The following is a 22068-nucleotide window of genomic DNA, read 5'->3' on the forward strand; positions in this document are numbered from 1 at the left end:
GGGAAAGAGAGAAAGCTCAGACGGTCGCGATCGGCGTGACGGGCGAACCCATCGCGCCAGGCAGGCGCAGCGGCGGCGCCGTCAGCATGAAATGCGAGCGGCCGTTTGCGCGCAGCCACGCGGCGAGATCGCGCAAGTACCAGAGTTCGCCGAGCGGCAGGCCGAGTTTGAACAGGCAATGGTGGTGCAGCGGCATTAGCGGATGCTCGCCCGGCGTCGCGGGCGGGCGCGCCGGATAGCGTTCCACCGCGTAGTTGTCGGCGGCGAGCGCTGCAATGCCCGAATCGGTGAGCCATTGCAGCAGGCGTTCGTCGCGGCCGTCGAGCGCGCAGCAGTGACTGTCGAGTACGGCTTCGTCAGGATGACGATTCATTTCCAGCACCATCTCCGCGAAGCCGGTGCGCAGCACGAGCATGTCGCCGCGTTCGATCCGCACGCCGTCGGCCTCGATCGCGAACATCAGGTCGTCGTAGCCGACCGTGCGATGCTCGCGACCGTAATGCGCGACCAGATCGACCAGCACACCGCGGCCCTGCATGCCTTTGACCGCCAGGTTCTCGATGCCGAGCACGTCGGCGTGACTGTGTTCGCCGCCGCATGCGTGCGGCGCAAATCCTTCGTCGGCGCGATACTCGATCGGCCCGACGACATCGGCGTGCGCACGATAACCGTTGTAGTAGACGCTCTCGGGCACGCCGTCACCGTCCGCGTCGAAGCGCGCGCCCACGTGCGCGAGCGAATCCCATTGCGTCGAATATTGCAGGCTCAGCAACACCTGGTCGTCGCTGACGACGTCGGTGGCGCCGGGTTCGTTGCGCGCGAACGGGAAGTTCACGTAGGGCAGGCCGTCCCTGAACGTGGGTCGCAAGACGGGCGGGTGGCGGCGCACGTTCAGCTTGTTGTCGCCGGGAAAGTCGAGCGGCAACGACAGACAGAAGCTCAGACCCGCGCGGATTTCACGCGCGCCCGTCAGTACCTGTTCCGTGCCGATCAGATTCGGCCTGCCGAGTTGGTCGTCGGCTCCGAAGTCACCCCAGTTCGAGCCTTCCGGCCTGTTCTTCCAGCGCATTGCAAATCCTTCTGAGCTGGCCTGCGCACTGCACCGTTCGGATACCGAACGATGCGTGGCGGCGCGCCGTCACGCCAGGAGTCCTGGCGGGATCTGGCCGTAGATGTCGAGCAGCGCTTCGATTGCGCGCTGTTCGTTTTTGAGCAGCCGTGCCTTCGGGCCGCCGATTACCAGCGCGAACGCTTCGCCGTGAATCAGGAAGCCGCGTGCGAGACCGGCGACGTCTTCGACGTTTTCGCCCGTCGAGCGATGCCAGCCGTTCGTCACGCCTTGCTCGACTTCGGCGTCGAGTGTCTTGCGGTCGATCACCGAGCCGTCGGTCGATGCGGTCAACGGCTCGCAACTGTCGAGCAGCTTGCGGCGCGCATCCACCGACAGCGCGCCGAGCAGCGCCTTGCCCGCCGCACTCGCATGCACGTACATGAAGCCGCCGGGCTCGTCGCTGTAGCGAATCTTCTGGCGCGACTCCATCACCTCGAGATAGACGACGCGGTTGCCGGCCAGCGTGGCGAGCGCCGCGGTCTCGCCCGTGGCGTCGCGCAGCGAACTGAGCAGCGGCTGGAACAGCAGCGTCAGCGGGTCTTCGCTGCAGATGTCGCGAGCGACGTGCAGCAGCCGCTGGGTGGGGTAATAGCCGGCCTTCACGCCCGGCGCGTACAGGTAGCCCTTGGCCACCATGGTTTGCAAAAGCGCGTGGCAACTCGACAGCGGGATCTCGGTTCGACGCGCGATCTCGCTGTAGATCATGGGTTGCCGCACTTCGGCAAAGAGGTTTATCACGTCGAAGACGCGTACTGCTGTTTTCACATCCATGAGAACATTATCGACATTTCGATAATGCGATGGCAATAGGGGCGCGGGTATACACCTAGTCGGTTGCCGTGTTGCCGGAAGTTGTCGCAGGGTAATCCCTCGATTGACGCGTATCGCCGACGATCCCTATAGTCCGCCTCCTGTTCGGTAGAGAAAATAAAGTTCGTTAATCGAACAGCGAACGCGGGTCGGATGTGAGGTCCGTCCGCTTGCATTGGCGACTCAACATGGAGACGTACCCCGATGGCGCTCACGCTCGAAACGCAACACCGGAATGCCCGCAAGGCGGGTATCGCATCATTCGTCGGGACGACGATCGAGTGGTATGACTTTTACGCGTACAGCACGGCGGCGGCGCTCGTGCTCGGCAAGATCTTCTTTCCGACCACGTCGGCGCTGGCCGGCACGCTCGCCGCGTTCGCGACCTTCTGGGTGGGCTTTCTGGCGCGGCCGATCGGCGGGATCATCTTCGGCCACCTTGGCGACAAGGTGGGCCGCAAGAAAACGCTGATCATTACGTTGATGCTGATGGGTTGCTGCACGACCGGCATGGGTCTTTTGCCGACCTACAACCAGATCGGTTTGCTTGCGCCCGCGTTGCTGATTCTGCTGCGTCTGATGCAGGGCATCGCGATGGGCGGCGAGTGGGGCGGCGCGGTGGTGCTGTCGTCCGAACACGCACCGAAGGGCAAGGAAATCTTGTACTCGGCCTTCGCACAGCAAGGCTCGCCCGCCGGCAATCTTCTTGCAACCGTGGCGTTCCTGCTGACGTCGATGCTGCCCGACCACCAGTTCATGACGTGGGGCTGGCGCGTGCCGTTCCTGTTCTCCGCGTTGCTGGTGGTAGTCGGGATGTTCATCCGCATGAGCGTCGACGAATCGCCCGCGATGCAGCAATTGAAGGACCGCAAGAAGGTCGCGAAACTGCCGATCGCCGAAGTGCTGCGCGACCACAAAGGTCTCGTGGCGATGGGCGTGGGCGCGTGCGTGATCGGCTTGTCGGCGACTTATTTCAAGACGACGTTTGCGTTGTCGTGGGCCGTGACGAGTATCGGTTTCGACCGCACGCAGTTCCTCACGGTGATCACCGGGGCGATCGTCGTGCAGCTCATCGTGCAACCGTTCGGCGCCTTGCTGGCGACGAAAATGGACCTGAAAAAAGCGGTGATTTACATGCTGGTGCCGGAAATCATCGCACTGCCGCTGATGTTTTCGCTGATCGCAACCGGCTCGACGAAACTCGCGATGCTCGGCATGGCGCTCGCGTCGATTCCACACTCGCTGTACTACGCGGCGATGGCCGGCATTCTGGCGAAGTCGTTTCCGGTGCAAGTGCGTTACACGGGTATTTCGCTTTCCTATCAAATCTGCGGCATGGTGTTCGCCGGTACGACGCCGATTCTCGGGCAATACCTGCTCGGCGCGACCGGCTCGATTCTGTCGGTGGTCGCACTCGGCGTGTTGCACGTGTTGATTACGCTGTTCTGCGCACTGGGGCTGATCACGCGGATGCGTCAGGAAGGCGCGCGTGATGCGGCGCGCGAAGCGATGCTGGCGCAGAGCTGAACGTCTGCGCCGAACGGGGAAGGGTTGCGCAGGAAAGGCGGCGAGCCGCCTCGCGGCAGGCCGCGTTCAGTTCGACTGGAACGCGGCTCGCCGTCAGGGGCGCAGCAGATCGAAGCCGGCTAGCGCAACGACGGCACTGATCGCGATCAGCGCCACCGAGTGTTGTCCGACATACAGCAGGCCGGCAGCCGACCAGCTTGTCAGCGTGAATGCGGCGATTCGTTTCATACGCTTGCGATACGGAAAAGAAGCGGAAAAGAAGCGGAAATTCAGAAGCCCAAAGCAATCGCAAGCAGGCCGCTCACCACGCCGCACGCGACCACGGCCACTGCCACCGCGGTCAGCACGCGCCGCGGGAACGAGCGGCCCAGCATGGCCATCGACGGCACGCTGATCAGCGGCAGCGTCAACAGCAATGCGCCGGCAGGACCCGCGGCCATGCCGAACGAAAGCATCGCCTGGATGATCGGCACTTCGCCGGCGGTCGGGATCACGAACAGGGTGCCGGCGATCGCCAACGCGACGATCCACAGCAGGCTGTTGTCGATGTGCGGGCCGATGTGCGGAAACAGCCACGCGCGCGCGGCGCCGAGAATCAACACCAGCACGATGTATTCGGGCACGAGGCGCAGCGTCATGCTGGCGAGGATTTTCATCCAGCGCGTGAACGCGGTGCCGGGGTCGTCGGCGGTGATCAGTTGCGAGAGGGCTTCACGTGACGCTTCGGCTTCTTTCGGCGTGACCATGCGGTTCACCAGATAGCCGAGGCCGAACACCATCACGATGGCGAGCGCGAGGCGCAAGCCCATCCACTGCCAGCCGAGCACGAAGCCCATGAAGATCAGCGTGGCCGGATTCAGTGCGGTGTTGCCGAGCCAGAACGCGATCGCCGCGCCCGGCGCCGCCTGGCGCGCACGCAAACCGGCAACGACCGGCGCCGCGCAGCAGGTGCACATCATGCCCGGCAACGACATCAGCCCGCCCTTTACGACGCTGCTGAAATCGGTCCGGCCGAGCGCGCGCGCGACCCATTGCGGCGGAATCAGCGCCTGCACCGCCGAGCCGAGCAGCAGGCCGAGCACCATCGCTTGCCAGATGGCCTTGCCGTACGCAAACGCGTAGTCGATCGCGGCTTGCCACGATGCGTCCGGCGCGCTCGCCGAGGTGCCCATCAGGATCGACTTGCCGATCGAGTGCTGGCTCGCGGCGACGAAGGCGCGGTTGTAGTACGGGAACCACTTCACGTAGAAGAGGCCGACGACGGCGATCAGCAGGAAGACGATCCAGCCAAGCGCGATACGAGGTTGTCTAAGGGTTGATTGCATGAGTGGTCCCAGCGTGGTTTTTTGATCAGATCACAGCGGCAAGCGCGCGGCTGTCGAGCCGCGTCAATAACGCTTTCGCCTGGTCGACGACGTCGGCGTCGTTGGGGCGGAAAGTCAAGGGCAAAGCGTGCGGCAACTGGACGAAGTGCTGATGGCTGCTGCGCGCGTACGCCGGATCGTAGTGAAGCTCGATCAGTTCGTGCGCGAGTTCGGCGCGCTGGTCGGCGTCGACGAGCTGTTGCCAGCCCGTCACCCGTTCGCGGCTATGCAAGCCGATCAGCCGTTGCAGTTGCCCTTTCAGCGCCTCGGGGTCGTCGAACAGATGGGCGTAGTCGTGCAACAGGAACTCGGCGCGATCTTCGCGGCTCGACAGCACCTCGACGCACGCACCCTGATGAAACGTTTCCAGCAGCGCGAGCGGCAACGCGACCGAACCGATGCGCCGGCTTTCCGCTTCGACGAACACCGGCCGCCCCGGATCGAACTCGCGCAGCGCGCTCACGAGCAGCGTGTCGAAACGCTTCTGCGACGGCTGCGGCACGCCCGCCCATGCGCCGAGCAGCGAGCCGCGATGCGCGGCCAGCGCTTCGAGGTCGAGCGTCTGCGCGCCCGCCTGGTTCAGCGCCGCGAGCAGGCGCGTCTTGCCGCTGCCGGTCGGGCCGACCAGCGCGATGTAGGAGAAGGTTTTCGGCAGGGTGTCGAGCGTGTCGAGCGTGAAGCGCCGATAGCTCTTGTAGCCGCCGTCCAGCTGGCGAGCCGGCCAGCCGATCATGTTGAAGAGCGTCGTGACCGAGCCCGAGCGCTTGCCGCCGCGCCAGCAATAGATCAGCGGCCGCCAGTTGCGCGGCCGGTCGGCGAAGGTCGTTTCCAGGTGATGCGCGATGTTGCGTGCGACCAGTGCCGCGCCGATGCGCGTGCCTTCGAACGGCGACACCTGCTTGTACGTCGTGCCGACCAGCACCCGCTCTTCGTTGCTCAGCACAGGCGCGTTGAGCGCCCCGGGAATATGGTCTTCCGCGAACTCGAGAGGCGTGCGGACATCGATGATTTCATCGAAATCACCTGCTTTTTCGAGGCTGACGAGAAGGTTTTTCAAGGGGTACGGACGAAACGGGGCGGCGGAAGGGTGAAATTATCGCATGCGCCGCCAGGGCGGGCCGGTGTATGCGGAAAGGCGTTGGCGTGCGGGGCGGTTCGCGTGGGTTCTCGTGCCGGCCTGTGGCCTGCGCCAGGTGAGTGGAGCAAAAGCGTCGACAAGCTCGCCAAACAAACGCCTCAAACGCCTCAAACGACCTCGACGCGCCTTTCTCCCTCCACCATTTCGCCGATCACGCGCGCGTCGCCGAAGCCGTCGGCGTGGAACAGCGCGAGCACTTCGTCGGCCGATTCCGGTGCGCACGAGACCAGCAGGCCCCCCGAGGTTTGCGGGTCGGTCAGCAGCGCACGGGCCGTCGACGGCAACGTGGCGGGCAAGACGATGTCTTTGCCGTACGCGTCCCAGTTGCGCCCTGAGGCGCCGGTAACGATGCCGGCTTGCGCGAGGTCGACCACGTCCGGCAGCCAGGGCAGATCTGCATAACGCACGCGGGCGGTGAGATTCGAGCCACGCGCCAGTTCCAGCGTGTGCCCGAGCAGGCCGAAGCCGGTGATGTCGGTAAGCGCATGCACGCCGTCCAGCCGCGCCAGTTCCGCGCCCGGACGATTGAGCTTGGTCGTTGCGCCGATCATCGCGGCGTAGCCGGCGGCGTCGAGCCGGTCTTTCTTCAGCGCCGCCGACAGGATGCCGACGCCGAGCGGCTTGCCGAGAATCAGCACGTCGCCCGCCTGAGCGCCGGCATTGCGCTTGACGCGCTTCGGATCGACCACGCCAATCGCGACGAGGCCGTAGATCGGCTCGACCGAATCGATCGAATGGCCGCCCGCGAGCGGAATGCCGGCCTCGGCGCAGACGGACTCGCCGCCCTTCAGCACGGCCGCGATCACGTCGTGCGGCAGCACGTTGATCGGCATGCCGACGATGGCCAGCGCCATGAGCGGCTTGCCGCCCATGGCGTAGACGTCAGACAGCGCGTTGGTGGCGGCGATGCGGCCGAAGTCGAACGGGTCGTCGACGATCGGCATGAAGAAGTCGGTGGTGGCGACGATCGCCTGCTCGTCGTTGAGCTTGTAGACGGCGGCGTCGTCGGCGGTGTCGTTGCCGACCAGCAGGTCGGGGAAGAACGGCAGCGGCGCGCTGCGCTTGAGCAGATCGGCGAGTAGGCCGGGCGCGATCTTGCAGCCGCAGCCGCCACCGTGCGACAGGCTGGTGAGGCGGGGCGATGGGCTGATTTGGGCGGGGGTGTCGGTCATGTTGGCGCGAGTCTCGGGCTGCGGATGACCGCAATTATGCGGGTTGTTCGCCCGCGGCGCTGCCCAGACGTGCCTCGCGCATGCGGCTCGCGCGGGAAGGCGCGGCACTGCGCCATGAGCCACGCGCTATGGCGCAGTGCCTTAACTCAAAATAAACGGAGCCCTCAATGCGGGGCAAGCCGCAAAATACGTTCCGCAAAGGTGCGACAAATTGACTCGCGTCAATTGTCACTTGTTGCTGCCTGCGCCGGTGCCGTACAAGCCATTGTCAAAACCGCCCGCACCATGGGTTTTGTGATCCTTTTCACCGGTTTTGCCGCGTGAGGTGGCCGATCCGCCGTCCTTGGCTTGCGGTTTGTGCGACTCGTGGACCATCGAGGCCGCCGGGTCGGGCGTCGCCCCCATGGCAGACGTGCGATTTTCCTGCTGCTGCGAGCCAGCGCCCTGGGGAATTTGCGCGCTGCCGTAGGGACTCGCGACGAGCATCACGCCGCCCAGCACGACCGACGCCACCCGCGCCGGCGCCAATACTCGCGCTGAAGTGTGAAAATTGCCTGGGCGGAAATGGAACAGAGAACGGCGAGTCATAGGAGCGCCTTTTACCGAAGTTAAAGTTGGAGTAGCGCAATCTATGCAGCAGGAATGATGCCCGCGGTTTTTTAAAACCGGCTGTAAAAGTTCATATTTCCCCTGGTGTTCAAGCGTGCAAGTCTGGCTGCACGACGTCATATCGCACCCTATAATCCCTTCAGTACCCCAAAGAGCCGAGGCCATTAAATGACCCATATGTCCCGGCGACAATTCCTGAAAGTCTCCGCCACCACGCTAGCCGGATCGAGTCTCGCCCTGATGGGCTTCTCGCCGGCACCCGCGCTAGCGGAAGTCCGCCAGTACAAATTGTCGCGCACAACCGAAACCCGCAACACCTGCCCGTACTGCTCGGTAGGCTGCGGCATCCTGATGTACGGACTGGGCGACAACGCCAAGAATGCAAAGTCCAGCATCATCCACATCGAAGGCGATCCCGATCATCCGGTCAATCGCGGCACGCTGTGCCCGAAGGGCGCGAGCCTGATCGACTTCATTCATAGCGAAAGCCGTCTGAAGTATCCCGAGTACCGCGCGGCCGGCTCCAATGAATGGAAGCGTATTTCGTGGGAAGACGCGCTCGATCGCATCGCGAAGTTGATGAAGGAGGATCGCGACGCCAACTTCGTCGAGACGACCGAAGACGGCAAGAAGGTCAACCGCTGGCTGACCACCGGCATGCTGGCCGCATCCGCCGGCAGCAATGAAGTAGGTTATTTGACGCACAAGACTATCCGTAGTCTTGGCATGCTCGCATTCGACAATCAAGCACGTGTCTGACACGGCCCGACGGTGGCAGGTCTTGCCCCGACGTTTGGCCGTGGAGCGATGACGAACCATTGGGTCGACATCAAGAACGCGGATGTGATTCTCGTGATGGGCGGCAATGCGGCCGAGGCGCACCCGTGCGGTTTCAAGTGGGTGACGGAAGCCAAGGCGCATCGCAAGGCGAAATTGATCGTGGTCGACCCGCGCTTTACGCGCACGGCGTCGGTGGCGGACTATTACGCGCAGATCCGGACCGGCTCGGACATCGTGTTCCTGGGCGGTGTGATCAACTATCTGCTCACCAACGACAAGATCCAGCACGAGTACGTGAAGAACTACACGGACATGTCGTTCATCGTTCGTGAGGATTTCTCGTTTACCGACGGTCTGTATTCCGGCTACAACGCCGAGAAGCGCAGCTACGACAAGAGTTCGTGGGATTACGAGCGCGGCGACGACGGCTTCGCCAAGGTCGATCCGACGCTGCAGAACCCCCGCTGCGTTTATCAGCTGATGAAGCAGCACTACTCGCGCTACACGCCCGAGCAGGTCGAGAAAATCTGCGGCACGCCGAAGGAGAAGTTCCTCCACGTGTGCGAGATGCTGGCCTCGACGGCCGTCCCGGGACGCGCCGGCACGGTGCTGTACGCGCTCGGCTGGACACATCACTCGGTCGGCTCGCAGATCATCCGCACCGGCGCGATGGTGCAGCTGCTGCTCGGCAACATCGGCATTGCGGGCGGCGGCATGAATGCGCTGCGCGGTCACTCGAACATTCAGGGCTTGACCGACCTCGGCCTGATGTCGAACCTGCTGCCCGGCTACATGACGTTGCCGATGGAAGCGGAGCAGGACTTCGACGCGTACATCACGAAGCGCGCGGCGCAGCCGCTGCGGCCGAACCAGTTGAGCTACTGGCGCAACTATCGCGCGTTCCATGTGAGCTTCATGAAGTCGTGGTGGGGCGATAACGCGACGACCGAGAACAACTTCGGCTTCGACTATCTGCCGAAGCTCGACAAGTCGTACGACATGCTGCAGGTCTTCGAGCTGATGAATCAAGGCAAGATGACCGGCTACATCGCGCAGGGCTTCAACCCGCTCGCCGCGGCGCCGAACAAGGCGAAGATCGGCGCGAGTCTGGCCAAGCTGAAGTGGCTCGTCATCATGGACCCGCTCGCCACCGAGACGTCCGAGTTCTGGAAGAACTTCGGCGACTTCAACGACGTCGATACGGCGTCGATTCAGACCGAAGTGTTCCGTCTGCCGACCACCTGCTTCGCGGAAGAGCGCGGCTCGCTGGTCAGTTCGAGCCGTGTGCTGCAGTGGCACTGGCAAGGCGGGGAAGGCCCGGGCGAATCGAAGAGCGATCTCGAGATCATGTCGGGGCTGTGGCTGCGCATCCGCGCTGCTTATCGCAAGGACGGCGGCAAGTATCCCGATCCGATCCTCAACATGAGCTGGCCGTACTCGAATCCGGAAAGCCCGACGCCCGAAGAGATCGCGATGGAGTTCAACGGCAAGGCGCTCGCCGACGTCACCGATCCGACGGATAAAACCAAGGTGCTCGCGAAGAAGGGCGAGCAGCTGGCGAGCTTTGCGCAGTTGCGCGACGACGGCAGCACCGCGAGCGGGTGCTGGATCTTCTGCGGATCGTGGACCCAGGCGGGCAACCAGATGGGCCGCCGCGACAACTCCGACCCGACCGGTATCGGCAATACGCTGAACTGGGCGTGGGCATGGCCGGCGAACCGGCGGATTCTGTACAACCGTGCGTCGTGCGACGTGAGCGGCAAGCCGTTCGATCCGAAGCGCAAGCTGATCGCGTGGAACGGCAAGACGTGGTCGGGCGCCGATATTCCGGACTTCAAGGTCGACGAGCCGCCGGAAAACGGCATGAATCCGTTCATCATGAATGCGGAGGGTGTCGCGCGCTTCTTCTCGCGTGACGGTCTGGTCGAAGGGCCGTTCCCCGAGCACTACGAGCCGTTCGAAACGCCGCTCGGCTACAACCCGCTGCATCCGCAGAACAAGGCGGTCGTCAGCAATCCGGCGGCGCGCGTGTTCCCGGACGATCGGGCGGCATTCGGCACGCACGAGAACTTCCCGCATACGGCGACCACCTATCGTCTGACCGAGCATTTCCACTACTGGACGAAGCACGCGCATCTGAATGCGATCATTCAGCCGCAGCAGTTCGTGGAGATCGGCGAGGATCTGGCGAAGGAAGTCGGCGTGGTGGCCGGCGATCGCATCAAGGTGTCGTCCAATCGCGGCCATGTGTTCGCGGTCGCGCTCGTCACCAAGCGGATCAAAACGCTGACGATCGAAGGCAAGAAAGTCCAGACCGTCGGATTGCCGTTGCACTGGGGCTTCAAGGGCCTCACGCAACCGGGTTATCTCGTCAATACGCTGACGCCTTCCGTGGGCGACGGGAATTCGCAAACACCGGAATTCAAGTCGTTCCTCGTCAAGGTCGAAAAGGCATAAGGAAAAGAGATGGCACTGCAATCACTGGATATCAGACGTATTTCCGCCACGACCGTGCCTGCGCCGCAAGTGCGTGAGCCGGTCACGGGTACGGTCGCCAAGCTCATCGACGTGTCGAAGTGCATTGGCTGCAAGGCGTGTCAGACCGCCTGCATGGAATGGAACGACCTGCGCGACGAAGTCGGCGTGAACGTCGGCGTCTACGACAACCCCGCCGATCTGACCGAGCACTCGTGGACCGTCATGCGATTCTCCGAGTACGAGAACGAGCAAGGCGATCTGGAGTGGCTGATCCGCAAGGACGGCTGCATGCACTGCGAGGATCCGGGCTGCCTGAAGGCCTGTCCGGCACCTGGCGCGATCGTGCAGTACACGAACGGCATCGTGGATTTCCACGAGGAAAACTGCATCGGCTGCGGCTATTGCATCGCCGGCTGCCCGTTCAACGTGCCGCGCATTTCGAAGAAGGACCACCGCGCGTACAAGTGCACGCTGTGTTCGGATCGCGTGGCGGTCGGGCAGGAGCCTGCTTGCGTGAAGACCTGTCCGACGGGTGCGATCATGTTCGGCACCAAGGAGGACATGCACCAGCAGGCCGCGGACCGTATCGTCGATCTGAAGGAGCGGGGTTTCCAGAACGCCGGTCTGTACGATCCCGCAGGAGTGGGCGGCACGCACGTGATGTACGTGCTGCACCATGCCGACCGGCCGGGTCTGTATCACGGCTTGCCGGACAATCCGAAGATCAGCGTGATGGTCTCGCTGTGGAAGGGGCTCGCTAAGCCGCTCGCGCTGGCGGGTATTGCGTTCGCGGCCGTGGCCGGGTTCTTCCATTACACGCGTGTCGGTCCGAACGAGGTGACGGTGGAAGACGAAGCCGTGGCACAACGCGAAGCCGACGAAGCACGCCGTTCGAGGGAGGCATCCAATGAAGCACCCTGAGCATACCGAGCTGAAGGACGTGAAGGGCAATAGCCTGATCGTGCGCTATACGCCGAACGAGCGCACGAATCACTGGATCACCGCGATCACGTTCGTATTGCTGGCGCTCTCCGGCCTCGCCATGTTTCATCCGGCGATGTCGTGGCTCTATGCGATCTTCGGCGGCGGGCAATGGACGCGGATTCTGCATCCGTTCGTCGGCTGTGTGATGTTCGTGTCGTTCCTGATTCTTGCGTTGCGCTTCTGGCATCACAACTATCTCGACCAGGCCGACATCCAGTGGATGAGGCAGATCGACGACGTGCTCAACAATCGCGAGGAAAAGCTCCCCGCGATCGGCAAGTACAACGCCGGTCAGAAGCTGCTGTTCTTCACGATGGTGGTTTGTCTCGTGTTGTTGCTGCTGAGCGGCATCGTGATCTGGCGGCGCTACTTCTCGTTCTATTTCCCGATCGGGATCATCCGGCTCGCGGCGCTGGTGCATGCGGCCACGGCGTTCGTGCTGATCGTGGGCATCGTCGTGCATATATACGCCGCGTTGTGGGTGAAGGGCTCGATCGGCGCGATGACGCGCGGCACGGTCACGTACGGCTGGGCACGCAAGCATCATCCGAACTGGTTCAAGGAAATCATCGGCAAATAAGGCAGCGCGTTTCAGCGCCCTGCACACCGAGCCGCCGCCTTTGTTCGACGAAGCGCGGCGGCTCTTCAGTTTTTAGAGGTCGATACAGTGGTTCAACGCATTCTTGAAGCGGGCGACATCGAGGCGCTCGATCACACGGCGATTCCCCGCATCCGCATGCCGGAACGCCTCGCGGTGTTCGCGCCGCGCGCCGCACGCCTGCGCCAGCTCGCGGCTCTCAACAATCCGATCGCCGGTTACCTGCGCCTGATGGCCGTGCTGGCTGACGCGCAGCAGGCGGTGATCGCGGGCTTCAAGGCGCAGCCGCCGAGTCCCGAACTGATCGCAAGCGCGCAGCAGCATTCGATGCCGCTGATCCCCGCGCTCTCCGGCGCACGCGATCCCGCGTGGCGCGCGGTGCTGAGCCAGTTGCTCGACAAGCTCGAAGCCGCCGGTCCGCTCACGCCGCCGCTCGTGGAATTGATCGCGCGCTTGCGCACGCTCGACACCGCCGCGCTCGACGCTCAGGCCGACGCGATCTTCGCGCAGCGCTTCGACGAAATCGATCCGGCCAGCGCGCCGTTCATCATGGCCGCGCTGCAGGTGGTCTGGACCGATCTCGCCGCCGACATCGACAAGCGCGAAGTGCCGTATATCGAAACGCTCGGGCTCTGCCCCGTGTGCGGCTCGCATCCCGTGGCGAGCATCGTGCGGGTGGGCGGCGCGCATGACAATTACCGCTACCTGCAATGCGGCTTGTGCTCAACCGAGTGGCACATGGTCCGCTCGAAATGCTCGAACTGCGATTCGACAAAGGGCATCGCCTATCACGCGGTCGGCTCGCCGGACGCGGACGAAGCGACGCGGGAAGCCGAATCGAAAAACGCCGTATTGAAGGCGGAGTCGTGCGACGAATGCCATACTTACCGGAAGATCGGCATTCAGTCGAAGGACTACGATTTCGAGCCGTTCGCGGACGATCTCGCCAGCCTCACGCTGGATCTGCTGATGGGGGCGGAGGGTTACCGGCGCGCGTCGCCGCATCCGTGGCTGTGGCCGGAGCAGGCTGGCGACACGGATGAGCCCGCCGGCGAGTCCGGGTCCGACTAGAATCGGCCGGACACCACTTCAAAGGGATTGCTTCGTGAGCGATGTGAGCGGCTCGGAACTGCGCGCGCTGATGGCGCGCGTGCCGTCGGTGGAGAGGGTCATGGCGTCGGCGGAATTCGCGGCGCTGATCGGCAACTATGGCCGTACGCAGGTGCTGGGCGCGGTGCGTGCCGCGCTCGACGCGTGGCGCGCCAGCGCGCAAGCGGGCGATGCGTCCGCCAGCGCGCTCGACATCGCGCGGCTGCAGGCAGCGGTCGAAGCCGCGCTGCGCAAGCGCAACGCCTCGCGCTTGCGCAGCGTGTTCAATCTGACCGGCACGGTGCTGCACACCAATCTCGGCCGCGCGCTGTTGCCCGATGAGGCGGTGCAGGCCGTGATGAAGGCGCTCACGCAACCCGCCAACCTCGAGTTCGATCTCGGCACCGGCAAGCGCGGCGACCGCGACGACCTCATCGACGAACTCATTTGCGAGCTGACCGGCGCCGAAGCGGCCACCGTGGTCAACAACAACGCCGCCGCGGTGCTGCTTACGCTTTCCGCGCTGGCGTCGAAGAAGGAAGTGGTCGTGTCGCGCGGTGAGCTGGTCGAGATCGGCGGCGCGTTTCGCATTCCTGACATCATGAGCCGCGCGGGCGCCAAACTGCGCGAAGTCGGCACGACCAATCGCACGCATCTGAAAGACTACGCCGAAGCCATCGGTCCGCAAACCGCGCTGCTGATGAAGGTCCACGCGAGCAACTACGCGATCAACGGATTCACCAAGGAAGCCAGCCTCGACGAAATCGTGCCGCTTGCGCATGAGCGCGGCCTCGCGGTTGCCGTGGATCTCGGCAGCGGCACGCTGGTCGATCTGAGCCAATGGGGCCTGCCGCGCGAGCCGACCGTGCGCGAAACCGTCGAAGCCGGCGCGGACCTCGTCACGTTCAGCGGCGACAAGCTGCTCGGCGGCCCGCAAGCGGGCCTGATCGTCGGGCGGCGCGATCTGATCGCGAAGATCAAGAAGCATCCGCTCAAGCGCGCGCTGCGTGTCGGCAAGCTGACGCTCGCGGCGCTGGAGCCGGTACTGCAGTTGTATCGCACGCCGGAGAAACTCGTGGAGCGGCTGACCACGCTGCGCCTGCTCACGCGTGCCGCCGACGACATCCGGCTCGCGGCCGAGCGCGTGCAGCCGGCTTTGCAGCGTGCGCTCGGCGAGCGCTATGCGGTGGTCGCGGAGCCGATGTTCAGCCAGATCGGCAGCGGCGCGTTGCCGGTCGACGTGCTGCCGAGCTACGGCCTCGTCGTCAGGATGGCCGACGGCAAGCGCGGCGGACGTCATTTGCTCGCGGTGGAAAAGCTGCTGCGCGAGATGGCGCGGCCGGTGATCGGCCGGATCGCGGACGACGCGCTGCGCCTCGATCTGCGTTGCCTCGAAGCCGCCGATGAAGCGCAACTGATCGCGCAGTTGACCGAACAACTGAAGGGCGCGAAGGCATGATCGTCGGCACGGCGGGACACATCGATCACGGCAAGACGAGCCTGGTGAAGGCGTTGTCGGGCGTCGATACGGACCGGCTGAAAGAAGAGAAAGCGCGTGGCATTTCGATCGAACTGGGTTACGCGTACGTGCCGCTCGAGAACGGCGACGTGCTCGGCCTGATCGACGTGCCGGGCCACGAAAAGCTCGTGCATACGATGACCGCGGGCGCGAGCGGCATCGATTTCGCGCTCCTCGTGATTGCCGCCGACGACGGCGTGATGCCGCAAACGCGCGAGCATCTGGCGATCGTGGAACTGCTCGGCATCCAGCGCGGCGCGATCGCGTTGACCAAGGTGGATCGGGTGGATGCGCAGCGACTGCGGGAAGTGCGCGATGAGGTCGCCGCGTTTGTGAGCGGCGGCGTGCTGAAGGATGCGCCCGTGTTCGAGACCTGCGCGACGCGCGTTGATGACCCCGGCGTCGCCGCGTTGAAAGCGCATCTGCGTGCGGCGGCCGAGGCGTGGCATATGAAGCGCGCCGACGGCCTGTTCCGGCTTGCCGTCGATCGGGTTTTCACACTCGCGGGGCAAGGCACCATCGTCACCGGGACCGTGGTCGCCGGCAGCGTGACGGTCGGGGAGACGATGCTGCTGGCACCGAAGAATCAGGCGGTGCGGGTGCGCAGCATTCATGCGCAGAATCGGCCGACCGAGAGCGGGCGTGCCGGCGAGCGCTGCGCGTTGAATCTGGCGGCCATCGAGAAGAGCGCGATCGATCGCGGCGACTGGATCGTCGATCCGCGTCTGTCGCAGGCGTCGGAGCGGCTCGACGTGATGCTGACGCTGCTCGCCGATGCGCCGCTCACGCTCGAGCATTGGGCGCCGCTGCATGTTCATCTGGGCACGCAGCATCAGGTTGCGCATGTCGCATTGCTCGAAGGTGAAACACTGGGCGCCGGTCAACGCGCCCGTGTGCAACTCGTGTTCGAGCGTCCGGTGTGCGCGGTCGCGGGCGATCGCTTCGTCGTGCGCAATGCGCAGGCCGATCGAACCGTGGGCGGTGGGCATGTGCTCGATGCATTCGCGCCGTCGCGCAAACGGCGCTCGGCCGAGCGGCTCGCGTGGCTCGATGCGATCCAGACGATGCTCGACACCGGCACGCTCGACGCGATGTTCGCGAGGGCGCCGCATGGTTTGTCGCGCGCGTTGCTGGAAAGGCTGACGGGCATGCCGGCGGCTGCGCTCGCGTTGCCGTCCGGCACTCGCGTGGTCGAATTGCCTCGCCACGATGCGTTGCTGGTCGCCGATGCTTCATGGCAGGCGTTGGACAACCGGCTGATATCGACGCTGACGCAATATCACGAGCGCTCCCCGGACGAACTGGGTCCGGACGTGTCGCGCTTGCGGCGAATCGCAGCGCCCTTGGTGGACGATGTGCTGTGGCGCGCGCTCGTCGACGAGGCGGCGGCGCGCGGTGCGGTGGTCAAGCGCGGGCCATGGCTGCATCTGCCTCGCCACACCGTGACGCTCGACGACGCCGATCAGGCGCTCGCGGCAGCGCTGCTGCCAGCGATCAAGGCAGGGCGCTTCGATCCGCCGTGGGTGCGTGATCTGGCGAGCGCCCATGGTGTGCCCGAGGTGCGTGTGCGTCAATTGATGCGCAAACTCGCGCGCCAGGGCGAGCTTTTCCAGGTCGTGCATGACCTCTTTTATCACCCGGAAATGATTCGCGAGCTGGCTGCCATCGCGGCGACCGAAGCACAGAAGAACGTGGGCACGGTAGGGGCCGCGCCTTTTCGTGATGCCACCGGACTGGGGCGCAAGCGCGCGATCCAGCTTTTGGAATTCTTCGACCGGGTTGGGTATACTCGCTTCCACCGTGGCCTGCACCTGATGCGCACGGAGAGTCGTTGGCTCGATCTGCTGATCGAATAACGCGTAGTTCAATCACCGAAGGAAGGCATTCGTATCCGGTGGTGCGGCTGGGCTTCAAACCCAGTTGAGGGCGTCAGACGTTCTCAGGTCGGTTCGACTCCGGCTGCCTTCCGCCCTCGGTTCTATAAGGGTTTGCGAGCGATCGACTGATTTCCTTCAAACTGTTCTTGCCCCCACATTACCCCGCAGTACCCGCAGGAATGACAATCTCACGCCACTACTCCGTCACAGTCGATTCTGTCGTCGGCGTGGTCGGAGTTGAGAACATTGCGACTGCGCGACTGCCTGCACCGCGATCTGCTTCCGGCATCCAGCGGCCACAAACCCTGGAGATCATCGTCTGGTCGCGTTCTCGTCGCCGCAGCATAGTACGGCGCCCCTGAAGGCGCCGCGCTTTCCGATCCTCGCGGTCGATGAGCGGAAGCTTATGCCTGCGCTCGGTTACGTCTTCAACAGGAAGTGGCTCGATCCATGCGAGCCCCTCGTCTCGATACTGTGGAAGTTCGAGAAGGCGAATGCACTACCGGGCCACGTGGTTGCACGACTGCTGGGACCGGACGTCGATCCGTACGAGGGTGTTGTGCCGCAGCTGGGTATGGTGGACGTCGACCGGTTGCACGAAAGTCTTCGCGTGTCCGTTGAAACGCTGTGCGCGGCGTTGTTGCCTGCGATCCCCCTTGGGCAGGATGCATTTCAGGGCACTAGCGACTCTGGGGGACACGCCCTCCTGCCGCACGGCGACTGCGCTTGCGAGTGGCGGCTTCGTCCTCCTTTGCCACCGCAGCGTCTAACGCCAGTTTGAGCGCCTTCTGGTCACGTTCAAGCTGCATTCTCATGTGCCGCATGAATTGCCTCGCAGTTTCCGCGAGTGGCGTACCAGGGCGAAACACCAGCACTCCCGTGAACATGACCTCGACGTCAATCGGCTTCACGACAAGCCCCCGCTCTACGAAATCCAAGGTCACGATCGGATGAGCGATTCCTATACCGACTCCGGCAAGCGCCAGTTCGCATATCGTGTGCGAATACGGCGTCTCGACGACCGGTTTCAGGCGGAGTTCGCGCGCCGTGAGTTGCGTGTCCAGACGCAGCCTGGTGCTGTCTTCGGGATTCAGCGCGATGAAGGGAAATTCGGGCAGGTCTGCAACAGCGATGAAAGGACGCGCGGCCAAAGGGTGATGTGAGTTCATCACTGCGACACCCGGCATACGCGCGAATACCGAATGCTCGAGGCCGGCCATCGACATCTCGTCGGACATCAGGCCGAAATCCACCTGTCCAGCCGAAACCTTCTCATGCACTTCGCGAGAACTCATCACCTGTAGGGAAATTTGTACGTTTCTGGATGGAGCATCGAACGCCGCAATGACACGAGGCAGAAAGCCTGTGCCCAGTGCCGGCAGAGAGGCGATCGCCATCCGGCCCAATCCGTAAGACCGCAAACTTTAAAGTGAGCGAAGTGTTTGTTTGTAGAGGCTAGGTTGTCCGCTTTTAGCCTTCTGTTTGGCGGACCCGACTAACTGTCGTAGTCGACTAGCCTCGCAGAGAATGGCCTTGCCACAAACCAGCGGCTATTGTCGCGATGGTCGCCATTCCACAAATGACACCGTAATGCCACTCAGGTCCGCAGAACCCTTGTAGCACGGGCAAAAAGACCGGGCTTCAAACCCAGTTGAGGGCGTCAGACGTTCTCAGGTCGGTTCGACTCCGGCTGCCTTGGAGGCGTCCCCCGAGTCGATTGCCGTTCAACAGCGTGTCGGCGGAACCGCCTCTCGCCCTGCTGGCTGAGAACGTGACGAGTCCGCTCGAGTGTTTGCGTCCCGACAGTCTTTGCAGGCTGGGGCAAGACTTAATCCTGGACAGCAGCGGTGACGCTGAACTCCACCAGCAGTTCAGGCAAACCAAGTGTCGCCTGCACCGTACAACGCGCCGGTAGGTAGTCGGAATCGACCCACCGCTGCCATGCCGCATTCATACGATCGAAATCGCTCATGTCCTTCAGATAGATTGTCACAGACAACAGATTTCGCTTATCGCTGTTCGCCTGCTTCAGTAGCGTGTCGATCCGGCTGAACGCCTCCAGACACTGCTCCTCGATCGAGCGTGCCTGTTCCTGGCCGGACGACGTTTGTCCGGCCAGGAACAGAAGGTTTCCAAAGCGCACCATCTTGCTCATTCGTGCATTGCCGGAGGTTCTCAGGATAGGAGCATCACTCATTTCGGGACCCATTCGGTTGGTTTCGCTGCATTTTCATCGGGGATAAAGGAAGCCGCCAGCTCTCCGAGGCTCACAGGCTTGATAGGAGGGCGGATGTTGTAGTAGCCCGTCTCGTCCATTCGCTGCCCGTTCTGGTCGGCGAGCAACTCCGACACAGTCAGACCACAGAGACGGCCCTGACATGGACCCATCCCGCAGCGAGAAAAGGATTTGGTCTGACTAGGGCCGACGCAGCCGAGGCGAGCCATTTCACGGATTTGTCCTGCCGTTACCTCTTCGCAGCGGCAGACGATTGTCTGGTCCGATGGACGACGAAAAGGCGCGCTCGGGCGATACAGCGCGTCGAGAAACGGGCGTACGCGGCTGTGTTGATTGCGTTGGCGGCCCAGTGGCGCCGCATGTTCAATCAACAATTCGGTACTCAACGCCTCCACGCGATGCGCGACGGCAAGCGCGACCATCTCCCCGCTGATTCTTGCTCCGAGCGCACCGCCGATACCGGCGCCATCTCCCGCCGTGAAAACGTTCGGCACAGAGGTCTCGCCCCAGCCGTCGGTGCGCGGACGCCAGCAGAGCTGCGCTTCGTCCCAGTCGTGAGTGCAGCCGATCGAGCGCGTCAGTTGCACGTTCGGCACCACGCCCTGATGCAACAGGACGAGGTCTGCCACGACCGTGGCCGATTGTCCTCCGGACCGGTAGCTGATCCGCTCCGCTCGCTCGGCGCCTTCGATGTTGAGTTCGCCGATATTGCGAATGTGGGCGACGCGCGCTTTCTTGATCGCGCGCACCAGCTTCATGCCTTTTAACAGATAGTTGGGACTGCGCAATGCGGTGGGCAGATGCTTTAGCGCATGACGGTAATTGGCGGTTGGCGTGGTTTCCAGTATCGCGACGGGCGGCCGACCAGCTTGAATCAGTTGCCAGGCGAACAGGTAGAGCAGCGGCCCGCTGCCTGCCAGCACCGTCGGCACGTTGGGCAACAGGCCGGCGGATTTGACAAGTGTCTGAGCCGCACCGATACCCATGACCCCGGGTAGCGTCCACCCTGGCACTGGAAAGGGGCGCTCATAGGCACCATTAGCGATGACGAGCGCCCTGGCGTGTATCTGACCGCTTCCGGCCGTCTCGTTTCGACGTGTGAAGCTGAGGTCCAGCGATCGGCTCACTTGCCATACCAGCGTGTCGGGCCAGTACGACACGGAGGATGCTCTGAATTGAGTCACCAGCTCGGCGCCGTCTGTGTAATCCGCACCCAGGCGCGCCGGGTCGGGCAGAGGCGAACGGCTGACGTTGCGGTAGATCTGGCCGCCTGGTAATGGGTTTTCGTCTATCACCAGAACTTTCAAACCGAGGGAATTCGCTCGCAGCGCGCATGCCATGCCAGCGGGTCCAGCACCGATCACGACGAGGTCGACTGATTCGATCGTCATTGAATGTCCCTCGCGCCGTTCATGAAGCACACGCGCATACCTTCCTTGACCTTGACCATGCAGGATTGCCGGTTGGGCAGATCGTCGATCTGCACGAGGCAGTCGAAGCAGACGCCCATCATGCAGAACGGCGCTCGCGGCGCATTGCCGACCGGCGTTCGCCGGAAAGTGTGAACGCCGGCATAGAGCAGCGCGGCGGCTACCGTCAGCGATTCTGGCACGTCGACATGCCTGCCTTCGATCTCAATCCGGATCAGCTTCGGTTTGCTCCCTTCCAGGAGGCTAAACATGGAATCGCTTTGCATGGAAATAATCAAGAATGGCAGGACGTTGGCCGCCCAACAGCCACGGCACCAACAGCTCGCAATGGGCGGCGGCGAGCGTGACGCCGCTGTGGCAGGTCGTGAGAAATGCACCGGGACACTCGAGCGATTCCTCGTAGATCGGCATGCTGTCGGGCGTCATCACGCGTAGCGCGCCCCAGGCCCGCACCACGTTCACGCTCTGTAGAAAAGGGAACGGCTTGATGGCTTTGCGGGCGATGTGTGCGACGATATCCGCGGTCACGCCAGCATCCATGCCCACATCCTCCGCGGATTCGCCGAGCAGCACCGAGCCTTCAGCCGTTTGCCTCACCGACAGGGTGGGGTAATGAAGGAACGGTTGGACGCGCTCGGTCACCAGGATCTGGCCGCGCAGCGGAACCACGGGGGCGTCGAGGCCGACCATCGGAGCGAGATCGCGATTGCCGAGCCCGGCACACAACACGAGCTTTGCACTGCGGAACGTTCTCAATCCCGTGTCGATACGGAATCCGTCGCCGTGCCGCTCGATCGTGCTGACCGTCGCTTTCGGCACGTAGTCGCCGCCTGCTCTTTCGAATGCCGCGAACAGGGCACGAAGCGTGTAAAGCGGGCTGACATGACCGTCGTTCTCCGAATAGACCGCACCGACGACGTCGCCGGCGATGTCGGGTACCAACGCTTTCAGCGTGCGATGATCTAGCACGTCGTAGGTGAGCCGGGCATCCTGGCGATACAGGAAATCGACGTTCTCGACGCTTGCCGCGAGCGATTCCTCGGTCAAAGCGATGTTTAATCCGCCCGGTCGCGAATAACCGAGGCTCAGGCCCGCCGCTTCTTCCAGTTCCTCGGCGAACGCGGGCCACAGCCGCGACGACTCGAGCGACCAGCGCCCGTACTCCAGCTTCTTTCGGCCCTTGCCCGAGACCCAGATCAGCCCGAAGTTGCCACGCGCGGCGCGAAAGCTCGCATCTTCGCCGTCCAGTACGACGACGGTCTGGCCGCGCTTCGCCAGCCCATAAGCGATCGCCATACCGACCAGTCCGCCGCCGGCGATGGCGAAATCATAGGTGTTCTTCATTC

At 63.4% G+C, this 22068-nt stretch carries 19 protein-coding genes, 1 tRNA gene and 1 pseudogene; 9 read left to right on the plus strand and 12 right to left on the minus strand.

What is annotated here, in order from left to right; translation table 11 throughout:
* Window positions 1-16: 16 nt before the first annotated feature.
* Both ACZ9H4_RS35750 and ACZ9H4_RS35755 read right to left on the minus strand, forming a co-directional pair.
* A complete protein-coding gene (locus tag ACZ9H4_RS35750) occupies window positions 17-1069 on the minus strand; it encodes a cyclase family protein (RefSeq protein WP_476122885.1) in 1053 nt (350 codons plus the stop codon).
* 69 nt (window positions 1070-1138) lie between these two features.
* Window positions 1139-1882 carry an IclR family transcriptional regulator gene (locus ACZ9H4_RS35755; RefSeq protein ID WP_476122887.1) on the minus strand — a complete coding sequence of 248 codons (744 nt, stop codon included), beginning with the start codon at window positions 1880-1882 and terminating at the stop codon, window positions 1139-1141.
* 243 nt (window positions 1883-2125) lie between these two features.
* On the opposite strand from ACZ9H4_RS35755, the gene ACZ9H4_RS35760 reads away from it, so the two are divergent.
* A complete protein-coding gene (locus ACZ9H4_RS35760; protein ID WP_408145957.1) occupies window positions 2126-3448 on the plus strand; it encodes an MFS transporter in 1323 nt (440 codons plus the stop codon).
* Window positions 3449-3541: 93 nt separating this feature from the next.
* Here ACZ9H4_RS35760 and ACZ9H4_RS35765 read toward each other — a convergent pair whose 3' ends face one another.
* The 5 genes from ACZ9H4_RS35765 to ACZ9H4_RS35785 form a co-directional block, all read right to left on the minus strand.
* Entirely contained in the window at window positions 3542-3676 is a 135-nt protein-coding gene (locus ACZ9H4_RS35765) for a hypothetical protein (RefSeq protein ID WP_476122890.1), read from the minus strand.
* A 41-nt stretch (window positions 3677-3717) separates the two neighbouring features.
* Window positions 3718-4773, minus strand: a complete 1056-nt coding sequence (locus ACZ9H4_RS35770) for a permease (protein ID WP_408145955.1) — start codon at window positions 4771-4773, stop codon at window positions 3718-3720.
* Window positions 4774-4798: 25 nt separating this feature from the next.
* Complete coding sequence (gene mnmH / locus ACZ9H4_RS35775) at window positions 4799-5869, minus strand: tRNA 2-selenouridine(34) synthase MnmH (RefSeq protein ID WP_476122892.1); 1071 nt, start codon at window positions 5867-5869, stop codon at window positions 4799-4801.
* A 188-nt stretch (window positions 5870-6057) separates the two neighbouring features.
* Window positions 6058-7122, minus strand: a complete 1065-nt coding sequence (gene selD, locus ACZ9H4_RS35780) for a selenide, water dikinase SelD (RefSeq protein ID WP_476122894.1) — start codon at window positions 7120-7122, stop codon at window positions 6058-6060.
* 228 nt (window positions 7123-7350) lie between these two features.
* Window positions 7351-7710 carry a beta-xylosidase gene (locus ACZ9H4_RS35785; protein ID WP_476122896.1) on the minus strand — a complete coding sequence of 120 codons (360 nt, stop codon included), beginning with the start codon at window positions 7708-7710 and terminating at the stop codon, window positions 7351-7353.
* A gap of 189 nt (window positions 7711-7899) precedes the next feature.
* Here ACZ9H4_RS35785 and fdnG point away from each other — a divergent pair, with 189 nt between their 5' ends.
* The 8 genes and pseudogenes from fdnG to ACZ9H4_RS35825 all read left to right on the plus strand — a co-directional run.
* A complete protein-coding gene (gene fdnG, locus ACZ9H4_RS35790; protein ID WP_476122898.1) occupies window positions 7900-10968 on the plus strand; it encodes a formate dehydrogenase-N subunit alpha in 3069 nt (1022 codons plus the stop codon).
* A 9-nt stretch (window positions 10969-10977) separates the two neighbouring features.
* A complete protein-coding gene (gene fdxH, locus ACZ9H4_RS35795; protein ID WP_408145946.1) occupies window positions 10978-11910 on the plus strand; it encodes a formate dehydrogenase subunit beta in 933 nt (310 codons plus the stop codon).
* Complete coding sequence (locus ACZ9H4_RS35800) at window positions 11897-12553, plus strand: formate dehydrogenase subunit gamma (protein WP_408145944.1); 657 nt, start codon at window positions 11897-11899, stop codon at window positions 12551-12553. The genes fdxH and ACZ9H4_RS35800 overlap by 14 nt, the downstream gene beginning before the upstream one ends.
* A gap of 87 nt (window positions 12554-12640) precedes the next feature.
* Window positions 12641-13642, plus strand: a complete 1002-nt coding sequence (gene fdhE / locus ACZ9H4_RS35805; RefSeq protein ID WP_408145942.1) for a formate dehydrogenase accessory protein FdhE — start codon at window positions 12641-12643, stop codon at window positions 13640-13642.
* A gap of 34 nt (window positions 13643-13676) precedes the next feature.
* Window positions 13677-15119, plus strand: a complete 1443-nt coding sequence (gene selA / locus ACZ9H4_RS35810; RefSeq protein WP_408155609.1) for an L-seryl-tRNA(Sec) selenium transferase — start codon at window positions 13677-13679, stop codon at window positions 15117-15119.
* Complete coding sequence (gene selB / locus ACZ9H4_RS35815) at window positions 15116-17035, plus strand: selenocysteine-specific translation elongation factor (protein WP_476122902.1); 1920 nt, start codon at window positions 15116-15118, stop codon at window positions 17033-17035. The genes selA and selB overlap by 4 nt, the downstream gene beginning before the upstream one ends.
* A 20-nt stretch (window positions 17036-17055) precedes the next feature.
* Window positions 17056-17148, plus strand: a tRNA-Sec gene (locus tag ACZ9H4_RS35820).
* Between the two features lie 314 nt (window positions 17149-17462).
* A pseudogene (locus tag ACZ9H4_RS35825) lies at window positions 17463-17699 on the plus strand (hypothetical protein); the annotation flags it as partial.
* A gap of 37 nt (window positions 17700-17736) precedes the next feature.
* Here the strand turns inward: ACZ9H4_RS35825 and ACZ9H4_RS35830 are convergent.
* From ACZ9H4_RS35830 to ACZ9H4_RS35850, 5 genes are all read right to left on the minus strand, one after another.
* Complete coding sequence (locus ACZ9H4_RS35830; protein WP_476122904.1) at window positions 17737-18453, minus strand: LysR substrate-binding domain-containing protein; 717 nt, start codon at window positions 18451-18453, stop codon at window positions 17737-17739.
* Window positions 18454-18884: 431 nt separating this feature from the next.
* The gene (locus ACZ9H4_RS35835; protein WP_476122906.1) at window positions 18885-19211 is read right to left on the minus strand and encodes a RidA family protein; all 327 of its coding nucleotides are present in this window, start codon (window positions 19209-19211) and stop codon (window positions 18885-18887) included.
* A 38-nt stretch (window positions 19212-19249) separates the two neighbouring features.
* Window positions 19250-20683, minus strand: a complete 1434-nt coding sequence (locus tag ACZ9H4_RS35840; protein WP_476122908.1) for an FAD-dependent oxidoreductase — start codon at window positions 20681-20683, stop codon at window positions 19250-19252.
* The gene (locus ACZ9H4_RS35845) at window positions 20680-20973 is read right to left on the minus strand and encodes a (2Fe-2S)-binding protein (protein ID WP_408155543.1); all 294 of its coding nucleotides are present in this window, start codon (window positions 20971-20973) and stop codon (window positions 20680-20682) included. The genes ACZ9H4_RS35840 and ACZ9H4_RS35845 overlap by 4 nt, the downstream gene beginning before the upstream one ends.
* The gene (locus tag ACZ9H4_RS35850) at window positions 20966-22066 is read right to left on the minus strand and encodes an NAD(P)/FAD-dependent oxidoreductase (protein WP_476122910.1); all 1101 of its coding nucleotides are present in this window, start codon (window positions 22064-22066) and stop codon (window positions 20966-20968) included. The genes ACZ9H4_RS35845 and ACZ9H4_RS35850 overlap by 8 nt, the downstream gene beginning before the upstream one ends.
* Window positions 22067-22068: the final 2 nt, after the last annotated feature.

The organism is Paraburkholderia sp. TE9906 (assembly GCF_056279605.1).